The organism is Novosphingobium flavum, assembly GCF_014230315.1.
Taxonomy (GTDB): Bacteria; Pseudomonadota; Alphaproteobacteria; order Sphingomonadales; family Sphingomonadaceae; genus Novosphingobium; species Novosphingobium flavum.
Window position 1 is genome coordinate 184,439 of the sequence record NZ_JACLAW010000006.1, and the last position, 17,705, is coordinate 202,143.

Below are 17,705 nucleotides of genomic sequence, written 5' to 3' on the forward strand. Positions count from 1 at the left end.
CCGCAGCGTCATCTGCCGGTAAGCCGGACAACTCATGACGCTCGAACAGATCATAACCCTTGTCGTCCTGGCAGGCGTCGTCGCGGTTCTCATTGCCGACAAGATGCGCGCAGACGTCGTAGCGCTGACCGGCGCGGCCATTCTGCTGGTGACAGGGGCGGTGCGCCCTAGCGAAGTTCAGGGCGCATTCGCCAGCCCCGCAATCCTCACGCTAGCATCCCTGTTCGTGATTGCTCACGCGCTGGAACTTTCAGGCCTGCTCGACAAGGCCATCGAAAAGGCGGTCGTGCTGTGCCGACGCACCGGCGCGGCCGGCCTCTGGGGGCTGATCTCCCTGTCGGGGGTGGGTTCGGCATTCCTCAATAACACGCCGATCGTCGTCGTGGCCGCCCCGGTCATCCGCGACGTGGCGAAATCAATTGGCCTGGATCCGCGCCGTTTCCTGATGCCGCTGTCCTACGTCGCAGTGCTCGGCGGGTGCTGCACACTGATCGGCACCTCGACGAACCTGCTGGTCGATGACATGGCACGTTCGTCAGGACAGGCCCCCTTCGGCATTTTCGAGGTTACTCCGGTGGGCTTGGCCATGGCTCTCGCAGGCGGCCTTTACCTCATGCTGTTCACCGGGAAATTGGTAAGCGGCGGCAGCTGCCCGGCAGAACCCGGGTCTGCGGACGCCGATGGCGCATCCGACATTGAGCGGCGCCCCGTCAGCCATGTCGACCTCACCGGGGATTCGCTCGAGGACACGCGGGTCTATGCCGCGGTCCACCCCTTCCGACCGGGCGTCGCGATGGTTTCAGTGGCAGTTTTCATAGGCGTGATCGCGGTAGCAGCGCTCGACCTCGTGCCCATCGCTGCCGCTTCCTTTGCCGGAGCAATACTCCTGATACTCCTGCGGGTCATTTCGCCCGACCAGGCATATGCAGGCCTGCGCCCGGAAATCCTGCTGCTGATCGCTGGCATGGTCGTCATCGGCATCGCCATGGAGCAAACCGGACTTGCCGCCGAGGCAACCGGGTGGATGGTCGCCTCCGTCAATGGGGTCGGGCCTCTCGCGGCCCTCATCCTCCTTTACGGAGTCACGCTACTCCTCACCGAATTACTCTCAAACGCCACGGTGGCCGTGCTGCTGACGCCGGTCGCGGTGGCTTTGGCAGAAAGTCTCGCGGTCAGCCCCCGGCCTTTCCTGGTGACGATCATGATGGCGGCAAGCGCGGCGTTCGCCACGCCGTTCGGGTATCAGACCAACGTGCTGGTTTACCAGATGGGTGGGTACCGCTACACCGACTTCGTGCGGGTGGGCTTGCCGCTGAACCTCCTGACATGGGCTGTCGCGGTGATTGCGATCCACCACTTCTTTCCGTTCTGAGCCCCCGTGCGGGGTCCAGTGGAGCTGATAGCGAGCCACCCGGATCAGCGCTAGCCTCGGCCGGTTTCCCCGTTCTTCCGCCATATGCTGACGATGATAATCACGAACGCAACGAGGCGGAAAAGATACAGAAAACTGCGCTCCTCCTCAGGAACAATTGACAGGCCAAGCAGCGCCTGGCCAACCCCCAGCAAAAAGAACGCCAGCGCAAATCCGAGGAACAGGTGGTCGCGGGTGGTACGCCAGAAGCGCAGGAAGAACAGCGCGCAAATCGCGAACCCCATCGTGATCGTGCCGGCCAGAAAGGAGTTCAGCATCAGCGTTCCAGGTCCCAGATAAAGCCGAAGATCAACGTGCTGACCGCGGCGATCGAGAGCAGATGGCGAGGCAGGGTGAGTGTCACGGCATCCGGGAGAAGCACCAGGTCGATCACGACAACCAGATTGTTGAGAGCGAGGAACGCGAAGCAGATCGCGCTCCATAGCAGCACTCTGGCAGTGGTTCGGCGGAAGGCGCGCCCGAGCAAGCCCGCGCAGATTGCGCTCGTGATGAAACAAAGCAGGTAGACGATCGTGGGAAAAAGCTCGTCCATCTACTGATCCTTGAGCCGGAACGCGTTGGCGAAGGCGGCAATGCCCGGGTTGGCGGCCGCAACGATCTGCCGTCGCACTGAGCTGGGAGATTTTTGATAAAGCTGCTCACAAGCTTCAACGAGAGTGTCCAACTCTGCATTTGCGGGGGCGTATTGCACGCGACCGGCCTCGTCGCGGATCAGCAGGCCGGCTGCGATAAGGTTGGAAAAGCTCTGCTCCACCACCAAGCTGCTCGCGCGTAGGGCCTCAACGAGTGCCTGTGCCGAAACCCAGCGGTCCCGTTGTGCCCTCAGATGACATAGAACTTCTAGCGCCCAAACGGAACGAAAACTGGCGGCGATAAATGTCTGAACGTCCTGCGCGGGGATAGACACCTCGCCGCGTGCTCCTCTTTGCCTGCCGGTTGCCCGACTCTGGGCGGCGAATCGAAATGCGTCAACCCGCCCGCTCATTTCAGGACATGGCAGATAGATCCGGAGAAGGGCTCAGCGCTTGGGGCGCGTCGTCCTCCGGGATCATGCCGCCGGAATTGGACATCTTTCGACGGGAACTCCCCTCGGGGGTGAGTGGCCAGCCCGCCCTGATCGAACGAGGTGGCAACTTGTTGGCGTCATGATGGCACATCTTTCCAGTTGCGATGGCTCGCGAATGTAGGCTCAGTGGCGCGCCATCTGCGATCCGTTGCCTCCTTGACCCGGCTACCCTAAGCGACCCGCCATGGATTTGTTCGAAAAATGCTGGCCGCAGAACTATCGGCTGGATCCCACCGCTCTATTGCGCCGGGCTGCAGCGGTAATCGGGGCGGTGCTGCTCGGACTTGTCGCGATTGCGTTCGCAAAGAGCGGCGAAGCCGCGCAGCAGATATTTGATCGCGCGTTTGCCGCCTCACCTTGGCTCGCCGCTGCCGGAACACCTGTTGTGTTCGTCGCGGTGGTTGGGATTACGCGGCATTGGTTTCCAGACGCGCGCGGATCAGGAATTCCACAGGTCATGGCGGCAGGACACAATCCGGCTGTCAGCGCGCAGGGGACGTTGATTTCGCTGCGTACCGCTTCGGCCAAGTTCATTGGCACGCTGGCAATGTTGCTGGGCGGCGGTGCCGTCGGACGTGAGGGCCCCACCGTGCAGATCAGCGCCGCGCTGATGGTTGCAGTGCATCGCTGGCTGCGGGTTCCGATCAATGCCGGCGTGATCATCGCGGGTGGTGCGGCCGGCGTTGCAGCTGCCTTTAACACGCCCTTGGCCGGGGTAGCCTTCGCGATCGAAGAACTGGCCGCCGCGTTCGAACAGAAAGTCGCGGTTCTGGTCATGGCTGCGGTAATGATCTCGGGGCTCGTCAGCCTCGGGATTGCGGGCGACTATGTTTACTTCGGCGCCGTGACCCGGCACCTCGCTATCCGCGACATCCTGGTCCTCGCACCTGTCATGGGCGTGCTGGGAGGGCTGGCAGGTGGCACGTTCGCGCGCCTTCTCGTGGCGATGGCAACTTCGACTAGCCGCCCGTTTGTGTTCGCCCGTTCACATCCTCTGGCCCTTGCATTTGCTTGCGGCCTTCTGGTGGCGGCTGCCGGCCTTGCCAGTGGCGGGGCGAGCTGGGGCACCGGATATGAAACAACCCGGCAGTTGCTGAGCGGAGGGGAAGCATCTCTGGCGTTTGGTCCGGCAAAGTTTGTCGCTTCCCTTGCGACCGCGCTGAGCGGTGCACCAGGCGGTATCTTCGCGCCTTCGTTGTCAGTGGGGGCTGGGCTTGGCCAGATCGTGGCTTTCTTTGCGAAAGGTGAACCTTCCGGGGCGCTCGTCCTGCTTGGCGTGGCGGCCTATTTTACCGGCGTAGTCAGGGCACCGCTGACCGCTGTCATCATCGTCATGGAGATGACGGCCGACCGTTCAATGATCATCCCCCTGTTCATCACGGCAATCATTGCCGATTGGGTGAGCAGCAAGGTTTGCCACGCCAAGCTTTACCATGTGCTCTCGCAAGGATTTCGAGCAGGTTCGGCGGACAAGGGGACTTAACGTTAGCCAGATGGCCCAGGCTGTCCGCTAAACTCGCAACGTTGGGGCAACGATCGATTGCGGAGCCTTGAGAAGCAACGACGCTTCGCGATCGATTACCTCGGCAATTTTGCGATAATTCTCACTGTAAACAGAATTCCTGCGCCACAGCGCGGCGACCGATCTCGACCCTGACCAGTCCATTATCTCAAGCGGAGCGACCACGTTTTTTCCGCCAACGTCGGACCTAAGGTATAGCTCAGGCAAGATGGCCAACCCGAGGCCGGATGCACACATTTGGCACAGACTGTCGAGGCTGGTTCCTTCGTAGTTGCTGAGCAATTCCAATCCGAGTTCAGCGCAGATATCCTGGGTCTGCTGATGAAACGGATAGCGCGGATCAATGCTGAGCACCTGGCTGCCTCGCAGGTCCGCACGGGTCAATTCGGGAAGCCGGCTCAGTCGGTGCTCCGGCGGGGCGACAAGATACAATTGCTCATGGAACAGAGGCTCGACGTGGAGGTCGTTTCCGACAGTTGCCACTGGGGTCAGCATCATGTCGAGTGTCCCGCGGCGTAGTTCCTGGGCCTGCTCACTCGGAATGCCTTCTCGGATATGCAGTCTCAGTTCGGGCATCGCCTGTTTGAGCACCCCAACGATGCCAGGCAGCAGATAGGGACCGATGGTAGGTGATATGCCGAGGCTGATCGTTCCGACCAGATCGCCCACGCCCCGCCGGGCGCATGCCTCGAGGTCATTTGCATCGAGCAGGAGTTGACGCGCGCGGGAGACGATTTCCCGTCCGATCGGCGTCAGGTGAACGGGTCCATTGCCGCGTTCGACCAGTTTGACCCCCAACTGATCCTCCAGCTTTTGCAGTTGCAGGCTCAGTGTCGGCTGCGAAACATTGAGGTAGCTTGCCGCACGGCGAAAATGCCGTTGGTCGGCAACCGTCACGAGATATTGCAACTGGCGGAACGACAGCATCAGACCTCCGATAGATTTAATCTATCAAATTCTAGGTATCGTTTCAATTGGACCTATCGCGAAGGCTCGGGCATCCCGGAAAGCATGCAAGCGACGCCGCCCCTCCGGAATTCCTCGCACGCGCGCAGCCGTGAGGGCGCGTCGACGCAGGCCGGTCGAGCGGCTTCGCCCAGCCCGTCATGAAGTGAAGGTGATCCAGGCAAAACCGATGCCGATTTTCCAGCTTGTCATGCATTCAGCGGGGTTTTCCGAACCCGAGATTTTGCAGTTTATCGCCGCGGATGTGGCGGGAGCCCTGGATTACTCCAATCAGCATGCGTCCCCCTTTCCTGCAGAACTGTGGGAGGAAGGCCGCAGGGTTTGCGGCCTCACGTACTCGGAACGGATGGGCACATGGGTCATCGCCAATCGAGGCTCGGAGTTGGCCCGACATTAATGATCCAGGCAGCACGCCAGGTTCCCGCCCGCCGGAAACCGAAAACTCTGATGGGCACCTGCAGCAAGGCGTGCGTGCACCAGGCAACAGGAGAAAGAAATTGAAACTGTTCAGTATTTTTGCCGCTGCAACGTTCGTCCTCATCGCTCCCGGTGCGGCCACGGCCCAAACGGCGCCGACTGCCGCATCGGCTGACCTCAAGATTGGGGCCGTCATCTACGGTCCGCAAGGAAGCGAGGTCGGCAAGATCGACAGCGTGGCAAGCGACACGATCGTGATTGACACGGGAACGCACAAGGCCACGCTTCCCCGAAGCGCACTTGGTTCCAGCGCCAAGGGGCCGACCGTTTCGGTGACCAAGGCCCAGATTGACGCCCAGATCCAGGCCGCCCTCGACAAGGCCGACGCCGAACTGAGTGCCGCGCTCGTGCCTGGTGCCGAGGTTCGGGGCAAGTCAGGCGCACTGATCGGAACCATCAAGGAATTGAACGGCGACCAAGTCGTTGTTGATCGCGCTTCCGGTCCCGTCGGCCTGCCGAAGCGAGCCTTTGCCAAAGGCCCGCAGGGCCTGGTCATTTCGCTGACCGCCGCCGAACTGGACGTTGCCGCGAAAGCCGCCACGCCTCAATCGTGATCAAGTGGGCGAAGGTCCACTCATCCACTACAGGAGATCTTCAATCGGTTTGAACTGTACCCAGCGCCACGCCCCGCCCACTGATCTGCTCGACGAGGCTACGCTCTTCCTCGATCTGGACGGTACCCTGCTCGAACTCGTTGACCGCCCAGATGCTGTCCGCGTCGATGACAGGCTGCGGGAACTCCTCGTCAGGCTCAAGCAGAAGCTGAAGGGGCGCCTGGCCATCATCAGCGGCCGATCACTGCAGCAGCTTGACGAGATCTTCGGCGAATTTGCAGCCGACCTGGCCATTTCGGGCAGCCATGGATGCGAGCATCGCTGGAATGGCATCCTTGCGCGGCCAAACCGCCCCCCCGCTCTCGACGAGGCCGCCGACCGGCTGCGCCTTTTTGCGCAAGGTCGCCACGGCCTTATTGTCGAAGAAAAGAGTTTCGGCGTTGCCCTGCATTACCGAATGGTCCCGGGCGAGGCCGCCGAAGCGCAGGCGGTCGCAATCGCGCTGTCGGCCGAACTGGAACTCGGCCTCCAGCATGGCAAGATGATGGTCGAGTTGCGTGTGGCCGGCGGTGACAAGGGGCTGGCAATTCAGCGTCTCATGGACCGCTCGCCAATGAAGGGGACCAAGCCCGTTTTCGCGGGCGACGACGTCACTGATGAACCTGGCTTCGTGATGGCGCGCGCTCTCGGCGGCCACGCGATCCTGATTGGCCAGCCCCGACCCAGCGCCTCAGATTTTGCGCTCCCCTCGCCGATGGCTTTGCGCGCATGGCTGGAGGAGACGTTGCGATGAAAGCCACGCTCGATCTCTGGCCCATCGGCAACTGCCAGGTTTCGGCCTTGGTCGACACGGGTGGACGCATGGTCTGGGCCTGTGTCCCCCGGGTCGACGGCGACCCGCTGTTTTCCGCGCTGCTCGGCGGCGAGGAGCCGGAATCGGGGTTCTGGGCAATCGACCTCGAGGACTGCATCGAGACCAGCCAGGCCTATTTGCGCAACACGCCGATCCTGGTCACACGCCATCGCGACGCCAGCGGCGGTGAGATCGAGATCCTCGACTTTTGCCCCTATTACAGGCGCCTAAGCCGCAGCTATCGGCCGGTTGCCTTTGCACGGATCGTGCGTCCGGTTTCTGGTTCTCCGCGCATCCGCGTCCGCCTGCGCCCCAGTTGCGACTGGGGAGGCACTTGCGGCTTCCGCATCGGCGGCTCGAACCACATCCGTTACTTGTCAGGCGCGATGACCATGCGGCTGACGACCACCGCTCCCATCGGGCTTGTCGCCGAAGAGCGCCCGTTCCGCGTCGAGCGAGCACTCCATTTCTTCCTCGGCCCCGACGAGAGCTTCGTCGGCGAGATCGCGGCGACGCTTGACCAGATGGTGGTAGCCACAACCACCGAATGGCAGGAATGGGTGCGCGGTCTTGCCACTCCGGTGGAATGGCAGGACGTCGTCATTCGCTCGGCCATCACCCTGAAGCTGTGCCAACACGAAGAAACAGGCGCGATCGTTGCCGCCCTGACCACCTCGATCCCCGAACATGCTGGTTCGCAGCGTAACTGGGACTATCGCTACTGCTGGATTCGAGATGCCTACTACACGGTCCAGGCCCTCAACCGTCTCGGCGCACTGGACGTCCTCGAAAGCTACCTAGCCTATCTGCGCAATATCGTTGACGACGCCCGGGGCGGCCATGTCCAGCCGCTTTACGGCGTTCTGGGTGAACCGACCCTCCACGAAGCCGTTGCAACCAGTCTCGCGGGATACCGCGGCATGGGTCCCGTCCGGGTGGGTAACGCCGCCTATTCACAGGTCCAGCACGATGCCTACGGCCAGATCGTTCTGTCCAACACTCACGCCTTCATCGACCAGCGCCTTCTGCGCATGTCGGGGCCGACCGACTTCGAGGCGATGGAGAAAGTCGGAGAGCGAGCCTGGGCCCTGCATGACCAGGCCGATGCGGGCCTTTGGGAATTGCGCACCCGCCAGTCTGTCCATACATATTCGGTAGCCATGTGCTGGGCGGCTTGCGACCGGCTGGCCAATGCCGCCGAAGCGCTCGGGCTGAGCGAGCGCAAGGCGGTCTGGGCCGAGCGGGCCGACCGGATCCGCGCAAGGATTGAGACAACGGCCTGGCGTCCCGACACGCAGCGCATGTCGGCGACATTTTCGGGAGACGACCTCGACGCCAGCGTACTCCAATTGCTGGACCTGCGTTTTCTGGCCCCGGACGACCCGCGCTTCATCAGCACCCTTGCCGCGATAGAGGCAGGCCTGCGCCGCGGTTCGCACATGTTGCGCTATGCCATCGAGGACGATTTCGGCCTGCCCGAGACTGCCTTCAACGTCTGTACCTTCTGGCTGATCGAGGCGCTTTACCTGACCGGCCGCACCGCCGAGGCCCGCGCGCTCTACGAGGAAATGCTCAGCCGGCGCACCCAGGCCGGCCTGCTCTCGGAAGACATCGACCCGGTCAGCGGTGAACTCTGGGGCAATTACCCGCAAACCTACTCACTCGTCGGCTTGATCAACTGCGCCGTCCTGTTGAGCAAGCCCTGGAACAGCGTGCGATGAGCCGATTGATCGTCATATCCAACCGCGTCAGCGCGGGCGGCGGTGCTCAAGGCGGGCTGGCCGTGGCCCTTTCCGCCGCGCTGCGCGAGCACGGCGGGATCTGGTTCGGCTGGTCGGGCAACGAAACCAGCGAGTTCACCGGGCACATAAACTTCCAGCGCGTCGACGGCGTCACCACGGCCACGGTCGACCTCGAAGAGCAGGACATCGACGAGTATTACAACGGCTACGCCAACCGTACCTTGTGGCCCCTGTTCCATTACCGCATCGACCTCGCCGAGTACGAGCGCAGCTATGCAGAAGGCTATCAGCGCGCCAACGAGCGCTTCGCCGACACGGTCAGGCCACTGATCGAGCCCGATGATCTGGTCTGGGTGCAGGACTACCACATGTTTCCGCTCGGCAAGGAATTGCGCCGGCGCGGCATCACTAACCCGATCGGTTTCTTCCTCCACATTCCCTGGCCGCCGCGACGCCTGCTCGCCACCTTGCCGGAAGCATCGCAACTGGTCGAAGGCTTGCTCGACTATGACCTGATCGGCTTTCACACCAAGGAATGGCTGCAGTCTTTCTGCGACTATGCGCAGGAAGAACTGGGCGGGACTGTGAGCCAGGACGGCGTGCTCACCGCGCTTGGCCGCCGCGTCCGGCTGATCGCTTGCCCCGCGGGCATCGACGCAAAGGAATTTGCCGCCCTCGCGGCGAGCCAGAAGGCGCGAGAGACCTTCGAACGGGTCCGGGAAAGCGCCGTTGGGCGCACGCTCATCGTGGGCGTTGACCGGCTCGACTATTCCAAGGGCTTGGAAGAACGCTTCCTCGGCTATGAGCGCTTCCTCACCGAGCATCCCGAAGAGCGCAAGGAAGTCGTCCTGCTCCAGATCGCCCCGCCATCACGCGGCACTGTCGATAGCTACCAGCGCATTCGCAGCGCGCTCGAAGGGCTGGCCGGCCGGATCAACGGGGCCCATGCCGGGCTGGACTGGGTTCCCATCCGCTATGTCAACCAAGGCTACCCGCGCGACATGCTGGCTGGGGTCTACCGCGCGAGCAAGATCGGTCTCGTGACCCCGCTGCGCGACGGTATGAACCTCGTCGCCAAGGAATATGTCGCCGCCCAGGATCCGGACGATCCCGGCGTCATCATCCTGTCCCGCTTTGCCGGCGCTGCCGAGCAGATGACCGACGCCTTGTTGGTCAACCCGCACAGTGCAGAAGAGATTTCCGATGCCCTGCGCCAGGCCCTCTCTATGCCGCGCCCGGAGCGGATCCGCCGCTGGGAACGGCTGATGCACGGCGTAGAGCAAAATGACATCATGTGGTGGCTACAGCGCTTTACCGATGCCCTGCGGCAAATTCCCGCCTCCGTCGATTGACCGTGAGCCCACTCGTGCATACCGCCTCCGTTTCCAGAACCGGACTGGCTTACTGCCAAGCGGCCACATTGACCTTCGGAATTCAGAATAGATGATGGGCAGCAAGACCATGCAACGTTCGGCCTTGCGCGAATTCCTGGCCGGCGAAGCCGCCGGCGGGATCATCCTGATGGTTGTGGCCGTCCTCGCGATGGTCATCGCCAACAGTCCCCTCTCGGAGGCCTATTTTCACTTCCTCCACGCCGAAACTGGCCCGGTGCTGAGCAACAAGCTCGGCCCGATGACCGTGCACTTGTGGATCAACGATGGCTTGATGGCGGTCTTCTTCCTCCTTGTCGGCCTCGAAATGAAGCGAGAGTTCGTCGATGGACGCCTTGTCACCTGGCAGCAGCGACGGCTGCCGTTCATTGCCGCGCTCGGCGGAATGGCGGCCCCCGCGCTGCTGTTCCTGTCCGTAACGCGCAGCAACCCCGGCCTGGCCCAGGGGTGGGCGATACCGGCGGCGACCGACATCGCCTTTGCCATCGGAGTCATGGCCCTGTTGGGAAGCCGCGTTCCCACGGCGCTCAAGCTGTTCCTGATGACGGTTGCCATCGTCGACGACATGGGCGCCGTGGTGATCATCGCCCTGGCCTATACCGCCAGCATCAAGGGCGCGGCGCTGCTGGCCGCGGCGGCAATCCTGGGCGCAATGATGATGCTCAACCGGGCGGGCGTGCGGAACCTCGCGCCCTATCTTGCGGGTTTCGTCCTGCTCTGGTTCGCGGTGCTCACCTCAGGGGTCCACGCCACGATCGCCGGGGTTCTGGCGGCTTTCACGATACCCGTCATTGGAAGCCCGGGCCGCCCCGATGCCTCGGATTCGCCCCTGCACAGGCTCGAGCATATTCTGCATCCATGGTCTGCCTTTGCGATCGTTCCGTTGTTCGGCTTTGCCAATGCCGGCATTTCGTTGACCGGGACCGGCCTTTCCACCTTGGTGCGACCCTTGCCACTCGGCATTGCCGCGGGGCTTTTCCTCGGCAAGCAACTCGGGATCTTTTCGTCGGTCTGGCTGTCGGTGAGGCTGGGCCTGGCGCAGCGCCCACGTGGCTCGACCTGGCTGCAGGTCTATGGCCTGGCCGTCCTGTGCGGCATCGGCTTTACGATGAGCCTGTTCATCGGGATGCTGGCCTTTGCCACATCGCCGGAGCTGATTGAGGAAGCCAAGTTGGGCGTGATTTTGGGGTCGCTGCTGTCGGGCTTCCTCGGTTTCCTGATCCTGCGCGTTGCAGGACCGGCCGGTGATGCCGTGCTGACCGAGGCAGAGATTGCACGCGAAATCGCCGAAGATGGAGACATTGCGGCCATCGAAGATCGCAGGATCTCGTGACGGAAGGTGGGCTACTGTCATCTTGGACCTTGCCCGGAACCGCAAACGCAAGGACAAGCGCGGCATGAAACATTCGTCTCCCGCGCCGCTCAGGGCTACCGGCGGGCCGTTTGATGGCCGTGAAGAGCCGGGCTGCGATCGCATTTTCGTAGTTGTTGACGGCACCGAGAGCGCTGCGAGTTCTGTCGAACTCGGCAAGCAATTGGCCGATCGATATGTGGTGCCCTGGGAGGCGATTTTCGCCGAAACACCGAAGGCGCGAGATGAATTGTCGCTGACCCGCGCCGGCGAAGCCCTGACTTTGGCAGCGGGCCTGGGCGCAATGGTGTTTCGCCTTCCCGGGGCCACGGAAGCAGATGCAATCTGCGAGCACATCCAGGCCAGCGCTGCCCCTCATGTCGTCCTGACCACCACACCAAGGACTTTGGCTGAGCGTCTGCAAAGCCCTTCGCTTATGGCAGAGCTAACCCGCCGGAATTCGTCGATCGTGTTCCATGCCGTTGCGGCGGCAAGACCTGCAGGAAGAGCCATTGGTCTGTCTGAACGGGCCGCCGCCAGAAGCTATGTCCTGGCGGCGATCGGGTCGTTGGCAACTCTGGCGCTGGTCCTGATCCTGAAGCTTGTGACCGGCACGAGCTACCTGAGCGTTTTGTTTCTTTTCCCGGTCATCGCCGCCGCCGCATCGCTGGGCCTGGGCCCCGCCTTGGTCGCGGCGGTGATATCATCGACTGGTTTCAACGTGCTGATCCTGAACCCGGCGCGATCCTTCAATCCTTGGGCCGTTCAAACCTGGCTGATGTTCACGGTCCTGGCCGCCGTTGCCGCCTACACCTCGTGGCTGACTTCAACCCTGCGCGGCAGGCTCGCCCTGAGCGATCGCAGCGCCCGGGAAAGCGCCGCCTTGGCCGCCTTTGCCCAGACCTTGACCCGCGTTGCCGACTGGGGTTCCACGGCGGACGCCGTTTGCCGCGAAGTCGCCGATATCCTGAACGTGCAAACGCTGGTGGTGCGGGAAATCGGCGGCGAACTGCATGTGGTCAGTTCTCTTCCTGAAGGCGTGCAACTCGATCCGCTCGACAAGGCGGCGCTCGATTGGGCCTGGCAAACCGGTAAGCCAACCGGGAGCGGCACGCTGATCGTGTCAGAAGCAAGCTGGCAATTCCAGCCGCTCATGACATCATTGGGTGTACTGGCCGTGCTGGGTCTCGCGCGCGATGACGGCCGCAATCCCATCCCGCCTGAACGCGAAATCCTTCTGGGAACCATCGTCGCCCAAGCCGCACTTGCGCACGAAAGACTGCGGCTGGAAGACGCGCAACGCGAGATATCCTGTCGCCTCCAAACGCGGGACGGCAGTGCTTGACGGCTTTCTAAACCCAAGCTGTCCTGCATGGCGCGATAGCGCCGGATGCAGGACTGATCATGGCACCGTCACCGCGGCGGCGGCGGCGGCACGATCCGGATCACAACGCCGCTTTCACCGCCAGTCTCTTTCACGGCCTGCCGAAAAAGGCTGGAACCAGGTTCGACGATCTGGATCGTGCTGGCGATCCCATGGCTGGTCAGCGCAGCAGCAGCGAACTCGGCGTTCGTGCGCGCCTCCTGATTCGCTTCATCGTCAGTTTTGCGCTGTGCAAAGCCGGCAATGCCGATGTTCTGCATGCCCCAACGGTCCAAAGCCCAAACTGCGACATCGAGACTTCCTTCCGGCGAACTGAGCGAACCGTCCTGGCTGGCAATCGGGATGAAGAGATTGGCTGGAGCGGGCGGCAGGATATGAACTTGCCATCGACCGCCAGCGGTCTGAACCTTGCCTTCCAGCATGCGGTAGTCCGCCAGCGTCCAGCCCGGCGCCTCGATCGGAACGACTTGCACCGTGCGTTCGGTCCGGTTCACCCAAAGTGCTTGGGCCGGCATCCCCAGTTTCGTACGAATGGCCAGCAGCGGCGGCACGTCGCGGGTAATCCCGGCAGCCGTGCGCTGCACGGCAGAATCGACAATCGCCTCGGTCTTGGAAAGTAGGTCCGACGCGACCACCTGCTGGATGCTGACCTGCGGCGGAGCGCCAAGATCGTTTTGGAGCCTTGCCGCAATCACCTTTTCGGCATCGCTGCGATAGCTCGGCGTGATCAACACCGCATCGATCGAAGGCTCGCTCTTGATCGGCCAGCGCACTTCAAGCTGGGCGATATTGGATCGGGTCAAGTGCAGTTCGCTTGCAAAGGCGCGCCGGGCAAAGGATGCGGCCTTGGCTTCGCGAGTGACCCGGTAAAGCGTCAGCGCCAGCGGAGTAGCAAGAATGAGAAAGGCGGCCATGCCGGCAATGATGTAGCGCGGGGTCAACTCCACCCGGGCCAAAGGCCGCGCAGAACCGCTGATCCGCGCCACGCAGGCGAACGCGAAGGCGATTGCTGCCAGGTTGGTCAGGAACAGCAGGAAGGCGCCCCCCATAAAGGCCAGATCGCCGATGGCCAGGCCATAGCCTACCGTTGCCAAAGGCGGCATCAGGGCCGTGGCGATCGCCACCCCGATCGCCGTGGCACCGCGCTGCCAGACCGTGGCGAAAGCACCTGCCATTCCCGACAGGGTCGCTATCGCCAAGTCGAGCAGGGTGGGTTCGGTCCTGGCTATGATCTCGGAGGTCGCGTTCTTGATCGGGCTGAGCCATGTCAGCACTACGCTTGTCAGGATGCCGATGGCCGCCCCGATCGCTACGACCTTGGCCGCTTCGCGGATCTGCCTTCCGTCAAGCGAGGCGAAACCGAAGCCCATCGAAGCGATCGGGCTCATGAGGGGTGAAATCAACATGGCCCCGATGACCACCGCCGTGGACGACTGCAGCAGGCCCAGTGAAGCGATCCCCGCCGACAGTCCGCACATCAGCATGTAGGACTTGGAAAGTTCGCCTTCGGTTCGAACGGACTGGCGCAAAGCCATGCCATTTTCCCCGGTCAGGTCGGGAAACAGGCCTGTCTTGTCGACCTGACGGCGAAACGACCGCGTCGTCGCGATCAATCGGCGCCGCGCGCCCTTCAACGCAATGCGCATCCGTTCCTGCAATGCCGTTCCTCCCCTGGCCGCTGAGGGTCGTTCGCAACATCGAACGCTTCCGCTGATCGGCGAACAGAGCCTAGCCTTTTGGGCCAAGCCATGAAAGGCCGCTGGAAAGCTCTGCGTGGCGCCTTCGCAAACGAAATAGCATAGGGGTCATCGGCATGAATTGGCCATTGTTGACGGTTAGTCTGTTCTCTTGATTCTGGTTCTGGCCTCGATGATCGTCGCAGATCCATCTAGACTAGGAACGTCCGGAGGAATGGCATGGTTTCACTGCGACAAGCGGCCCTTCATGGCCTACTTGTTGCCGTCCTTACGGTTGGCGGCTCGACTTCTTTGCGCGCCGGCCAAGACCACTGGCTGGGGCGTGCCGGAGTTGCCGCCAGCTACCTTGATCAGCAATGGCGAGGTGACGAAACCTGGCAGGGAGCAGAGCCGTGGCAACGCTTCGTAATCGTCGATGCCTTGCTCGACTACGAAAGCCTCAGCCGAGATCGCCAATACCACAATGTCGTCTCTGCCTTTGTCCGCAATCGCTCGGGACTGACCCTGAACGATGATTTCTTGTGGGCGGCTATCGCCAGTATCCATGTCTGGCAGCGGGAAGGTGACCTTGAACTGCTCACCTATGCCCAAATGACCTTTGATCGGATAGTCGGCGACTATTGGGATGACCATTGCGGCGGCGGCCTGTGGTGGGATCAAGCGCGCACCTACAAGAATGCAATCACCAACGAACTGCTCATTTACGCGGCAACCCAGATGTTCCATGCCACCGGCGCGGACCATTATCGCACTTGGGCACTGCGCGGTTGGTCATGGCTCTCTGCATCCAAGATGATCGGAGCCGACGGGCTTGTTAACGATGGACTCGATGCCGATTGCCATAACAACGGGCAGCCACGGTACACATACAACCAGGGCGTGCTCATCGGCGCCTTGAACGACCTCACCAAAATCACGGGCGATCCGCAATATCTCGCGATCGCGGTGAAGCTTGCCTTGGCCACTAAGCGGACCCTGACCACGCCTGAGGAGATCCTGCGCGAGCCGGTCGACGAGCTTGGCCTCGACGGTGTCGTGTTCAAGGGTGTCTTTGCGGGCCATCTCGGGCGCCTGCTGGACAGCATGCCCACGAGCCCGGAACGCAGCGAGCTTTCTGCTTGGGCGCAACTGAACGCCCACGCGGTGTGGCTTGGGAGCGCGCGAGGCTCACAAGCCATCACGAGCCGGTGGTCTGAACAAGCCTCCCCTTCCGGCCCAGCCGCGCAGGCATCGGGTATCGAAATCCTCCTCGCCGCAGCTCGATGAACTGACCTTGCCCCATTCGCTTTGCATGTCGCGCTGCGCGTGTGCGTCTGGTAAGTTGGGCCGACAAAATGAAGCGGTGCTCGGGAGAAGCCAGATGGATCAAAGTGACGCCCAGAAAACACATCTGGACCTTAAACTGGCAGGGTTTCGAGCGCATGCCACCGCTGCAGGTTTTTTGCAGCTTACTCGGGAACTCAGGTCAAACGGCTTGATAGACGATAGCTCAATCGAGCGGATTCGTGAGGCAATGCTAGACGAACTTCTCGAAAACCTTCCGCTCTCACTTATTGGTGACAGGGAATACGAGAATCGCCTCCGCAAGCGCTTGACAGATCTTCTATCTGGGAATCAATGAAATCTAGATGCGTTGCCATTTTTGTGTATATTGATGATTTGTTTGTGCGGCACGTCATCTGTACTGTGTTTTATTTTTATCAAATCTGACTGAAATAAGCTGGTTTTGCTCAATGGGTTGACCTGAGCGAAGTTCTGGTTCTGCTATTCAGCGCCTGAAGCCTGCCATTCCGGACCGCCCAAGCCATCAAGGCTAAGGCCGACCCTGTGTGGACGGCTCTCCGTTGGCAAGTGGCATATTGAGCTTTGCGTCGTTGGTTGGTGCGGCCATGTGTCCGACCTGTTGGTGCAGCATATGTGCTGCTGGTCGTAATGCCATTAGCGCGGCTCGGGTCCCGACCATTGTCGCGCACTCGAGGTGCTGGGTCGAAACATGGGTTTTCCCGATCCGGCGGTTTCAACCGACTTTGTGCATTAGCTCCTGTCCGCCCTTCCCAACATCGTCAGCGCTGAGCGCTATATTCTATGCAATCTGCGGCTCGCGGTACCGTTCGCCGTTGCTCATCATCGCCCAGATCATGCGGGCATTCTTGTTGGCGAGCGCCACGGCGGCAACCTTGACCTTCTTGCGCGCCAGCAACTGCACGAGCCAGGGCCGCTTCGACTTATGGCGCTCAGCAAAGCGAATGACCGCCACAGCACCGACGATGAGCATCTGCCGCAAATAGCGATGTCCTGCCTTCGTGATGCCACCAAGGCGTTCCTTCCCGCCGCTGGAGTTTTGTCGAGGCACCAGCCCGATCCAAGCCGCTAGGTCGCGGCCTGAGCGAAAGATTGAGGGATCAGGGACAGTCGCAACGATCGCGCTTGCCAATAATGGTCCAACGCCTGGTATCTCCATCAGCCGCCGGCCGATTTCCGTTTCCCGCGCACTTGCCATGATCCGGCGATCATTCTCGAGGATCTGCTCTTTCACAATGCGCAGTTGGGCTGCCAGCATGTCCAGGCAGGTCCGGACATCGGTGGGTAAACGAGCGTCTTCCGTGTCAGCCACAATATCGAGAAGTTGGTCGATTCCATTCCTGCCGATTGGCGCGACGATACCAAACTCTGCGATATGCGCTCGCAGGGCGTTGGATAGCTGTGTCCGTTGGCGGTTGAGAATAAGGCGAACACGATGCAACATCATCGCGCTTTGCTGTTCCGGTGACTTGATCCCGACGAAACGCATGGTCGGGCGCGTCACCGCTTCGCAGATCGCTTCGGCATCGGCAGCATCATTCTTGCCGCGTTTGACGTACGGCTTCACATACTGCGCCGGCATCAGCTTTACATCATGACCCAGCGCCATGAGCTGACGCGCCCAGAAATGTGATGAGGCGCAGGCCTCGATCCCGATCAAGCAAGGCGGCAGCTTCGCGAAGAACTTCAGCATGCGACCGCGCGTCAATCGCTGGCGCAATACCGCCGCACCATCGGCATCCACACCGTGCACCTGGAACACGTTCTTCGCGAGGTCCAAACCAATCGTCGTGACTGTTCCCATCGTGGCTCTCCTTCCGGCTCATCCGCAGGTCATCCTGCGGAAGGGTTGGAGAGCCGTCCACGTCATCATTGTCAGACGCTCAGCGGACAATTTTTGCGCCGCAGGTGCAGACCGTCCGATTCCGGCTGCTCGCGACCACTTTACGACGGTCGCCAACGGGGCGC

General features: G+C 61.7%; 16 protein-coding genes. 10 read left to right on the top strand and 6 right to left on the bottom strand.

From position 1 onward, the window contains the following. The first annotated feature begins 34 nt into the window (after positions 1-34). Positions 35-1,372, top strand: a complete 1,338-nt coding sequence (locus H7F51_RS09365; protein WP_185663988.1) for an SLC13 family permease — start codon at positions 35-37, stop codon at positions 1,370-1,372. Positions 1,373-1,422: 50 nt separating this feature from the next. Here the strand turns inward: H7F51_RS09365 and H7F51_RS09370 are convergent, their stop codons facing one another. From H7F51_RS09370 to H7F51_RS09380, 3 genes are read right to left on the bottom strand one after another with little or no spacing between them, the layout of a single operon-like run. Further along, on the bottom strand, positions 1,423-1,689 hold the full coding sequence (locus tag H7F51_RS09370) for a DUF5985 family protein (protein WP_221774077.1): 267 nt from the start codon (positions 1,687-1,689) through the stop codon (positions 1,423-1,425). Next, positions 1,689-1,964 carry a DUF5985 family protein gene (locus tag H7F51_RS09375; protein ID WP_185663989.1) on the bottom strand — a complete coding sequence of 92 codons (276 nt, stop codon included), beginning with the start codon at positions 1,962-1,964 and terminating at the stop codon, positions 1,689-1,691. Before H7F51_RS09375 ends, H7F51_RS09370 begins: the two co-directional genes overlap by 1 nt. Next, positions 1,965-2,339: a hypothetical protein gene (locus tag H7F51_RS09380; RefSeq protein ID WP_185663990.1), complete on the bottom strand. Its 375-nt coding sequence runs from the start codon at positions 2,337-2,339 to the stop codon at positions 1,965-1,967. 343 nt (positions 2,340-2,682) lie between these two features. On the opposite strand from H7F51_RS09380, the gene H7F51_RS09385 reads away from it, so the two are divergent. Continuing rightward, positions 2,683-3,981, top strand: a complete 1,299-nt coding sequence (locus tag H7F51_RS09385) for a chloride channel protein (RefSeq protein ID WP_185663991.1) — start codon at positions 2,683-2,685, stop codon at positions 3,979-3,981. 27 nt (positions 3,982-4,008) lie between these two features. Here the strand turns inward: H7F51_RS09385 and H7F51_RS09390 are convergent, their stop codons facing one another. Further along, entirely contained in the window at positions 4,009-4,947 is a 939-nt protein-coding gene (locus H7F51_RS09390) for a hydrogen peroxide-inducible genes activator (RefSeq protein WP_185663992.1), read from the bottom strand. 536 nt (positions 4,948-5,483) lie between these two features. Here H7F51_RS09390 and H7F51_RS09395 point away from each other — a divergent pair. The 6 genes from H7F51_RS09395 (at position 5,484) to H7F51_RS09420 (ending at position 12,699) form a co-directional block, all read left to right on the top strand. After that, a complete protein-coding gene (locus H7F51_RS09395) occupies positions 5,484-6,017 on the top strand; it encodes a hypothetical protein (RefSeq protein WP_185663993.1) in 534 nt (177 codons plus the stop codon). Between the two features lie 49 nt (positions 6,018-6,066). Then, the gene (gene otsB / locus H7F51_RS09400) at positions 6,067-6,810 is read left to right on the top strand and encodes a trehalose-phosphatase (RefSeq protein ID WP_185663994.1); all 744 of its coding nucleotides are present in this window, start codon (positions 6,067-6,069) and stop codon (positions 6,808-6,810) included. Continuing rightward, entirely contained in the window at positions 6,807-8,591 is a 1,785-nt protein-coding gene (locus H7F51_RS09405; RefSeq protein WP_185663995.1) for a glycoside hydrolase family 15 protein, read from the top strand. Before otsB ends, H7F51_RS09405 begins: the two co-directional genes overlap by 4 nt. After that, positions 8,588-9,964, top strand: a complete 1,377-nt coding sequence (locus H7F51_RS09410; RefSeq protein ID WP_185663996.1) for an alpha,alpha-trehalose-phosphate synthase (UDP-forming) — start codon at positions 8,588-8,590, stop codon at positions 9,962-9,964. Before H7F51_RS09405 ends, H7F51_RS09410 begins: the two co-directional genes overlap by 4 nt. A gap of 94 nt (positions 9,965-10,058) precedes the next feature. After that, a complete protein-coding gene (nhaA, locus tag H7F51_RS09415) occupies positions 10,059-11,336 on the top strand; it encodes a Na+/H+ antiporter NhaA (RefSeq protein WP_246448112.1) in 1,278 nt (425 codons plus the stop codon). 22 nt (positions 11,337-11,358) lie between these two features. Continuing rightward, on the top strand, positions 11,359-12,699 hold the full coding sequence (locus H7F51_RS09420) for a DUF4118 domain-containing protein (RefSeq protein WP_185663997.1): 1,341 nt from the start codon (positions 11,359-11,361) through the stop codon (positions 12,697-12,699). Between the two features lie 68 nt (positions 12,700-12,767). On the opposite strand, the gene H7F51_RS09425 is transcribed toward H7F51_RS09420, so the two are convergent. After that, positions 12,768-14,396, bottom strand: coding sequence for a DUF389 domain-containing protein (locus H7F51_RS09425; protein WP_185663998.1), 1,629 nt, complete (start codon positions 14,394-14,396; stop codon positions 12,768-12,770). A gap of 258 nt (positions 14,397-14,654) precedes the next feature. Here H7F51_RS09425 and H7F51_RS09430 point away from each other — a divergent pair, with 258 nt between their 5' ends. Together H7F51_RS09430 and H7F51_RS09435 are read left to right on the top strand one after the other, a co-directional pair. Next, a complete protein-coding gene (locus tag H7F51_RS09430) occupies positions 14,655-15,701 on the top strand; it encodes a glycoside hydrolase family 76 protein (RefSeq protein ID WP_185663999.1) in 1,047 nt (348 codons plus the stop codon). Between the two features lie 94 nt (positions 15,702-15,795). Continuing rightward, on the top strand, positions 15,796-16,056 hold the full coding sequence (locus H7F51_RS09435; protein WP_185664000.1) for a hypothetical protein: 261 nt from the start codon (positions 15,796-15,798) through the stop codon (positions 16,054-16,056). 462 nt (positions 16,057-16,518) lie between these two features. On the opposite strand, the gene H7F51_RS09440 is transcribed toward H7F51_RS09435, so the two are convergent. Next, positions 16,519-17,541: an IS110 family RNA-guided transposase gene (locus H7F51_RS09440; protein ID WP_185663984.1), complete on the bottom strand. Its 1,023-nt coding sequence runs from the start codon at positions 17,539-17,541 to the stop codon at positions 16,519-16,521. Positions 17,542-17,705 lie beyond the last annotated feature (164 nt).

Excerpts from the sequence above, each read along its gene's own strand:
- H7F51_RS09365 (WP_185663988.1), top strand. The coding sequence starts at position 35 with ATGACGCTCGAACAGATCATAACCCTTGTCGTCCTGGCAGGCGTCGTC.
- H7F51_RS09370 (WP_221774077.1), bottom strand. The coding sequence starts at position 1,689 with ATGCTGAACTCCTTTCTGGCCGGCACGATCACGATGGGGTTCGCGATT.
- H7F51_RS09375 (WP_185663989.1), bottom strand. The coding sequence starts at position 1,964 with ATGGACGAGCTTTTTCCCACGATCGTCTACCTGCTTTGTTTCATCACG.
- H7F51_RS09385 (WP_185663991.1), top strand. The coding sequence starts at position 2,683 with ATGGATTTGTTCGAAAAATGCTGGCCGCAGAACTATCGGCTGGATCCC.
- H7F51_RS09390 (WP_185663992.1), bottom strand. The coding sequence starts at position 4,947 with ATGCTGTCGTTCCGCCAGTTGCAATATCTCGTGACGGTTGCCGACCAA.
- H7F51_RS09405 (WP_185663995.1), top strand. The coding sequence starts at position 6,807 with ATGAAAGCCACGCTCGATCTCTGGCCCATCGGCAACTGCCAGGTTTCG.
- H7F51_RS09410 (WP_185663996.1), top strand. The coding sequence starts at position 8,588 with ATGAGCCGATTGATCGTCATATCCAACCGCGTCAGCGCGGGCGGCGGT.
- nhaA (WP_246448112.1), top strand. The coding sequence starts at position 10,059 with ATGGGCAGCAAGACCATGCAACGTTCGGCCTTGCGCGAATTCCTGGCC.
- H7F51_RS09430 (WP_185663999.1), top strand. The coding sequence starts at position 14,655 with ATGGTTTCACTGCGACAAGCGGCCCTTCATGGCCTACTTGTTGCCGTC.
- H7F51_RS09435 (WP_185664000.1), top strand. The coding sequence starts at position 15,796 with ATGGATCAAAGTGACGCCCAGAAAACACATCTGGACCTTAAACTGGCA.
- H7F51_RS09440 (WP_185663984.1), bottom strand. The coding sequence starts at position 17,541 with ATGGGAACAGTCACGACGATTGGTTTGGACCTCGCGAAGAACGTGTTC.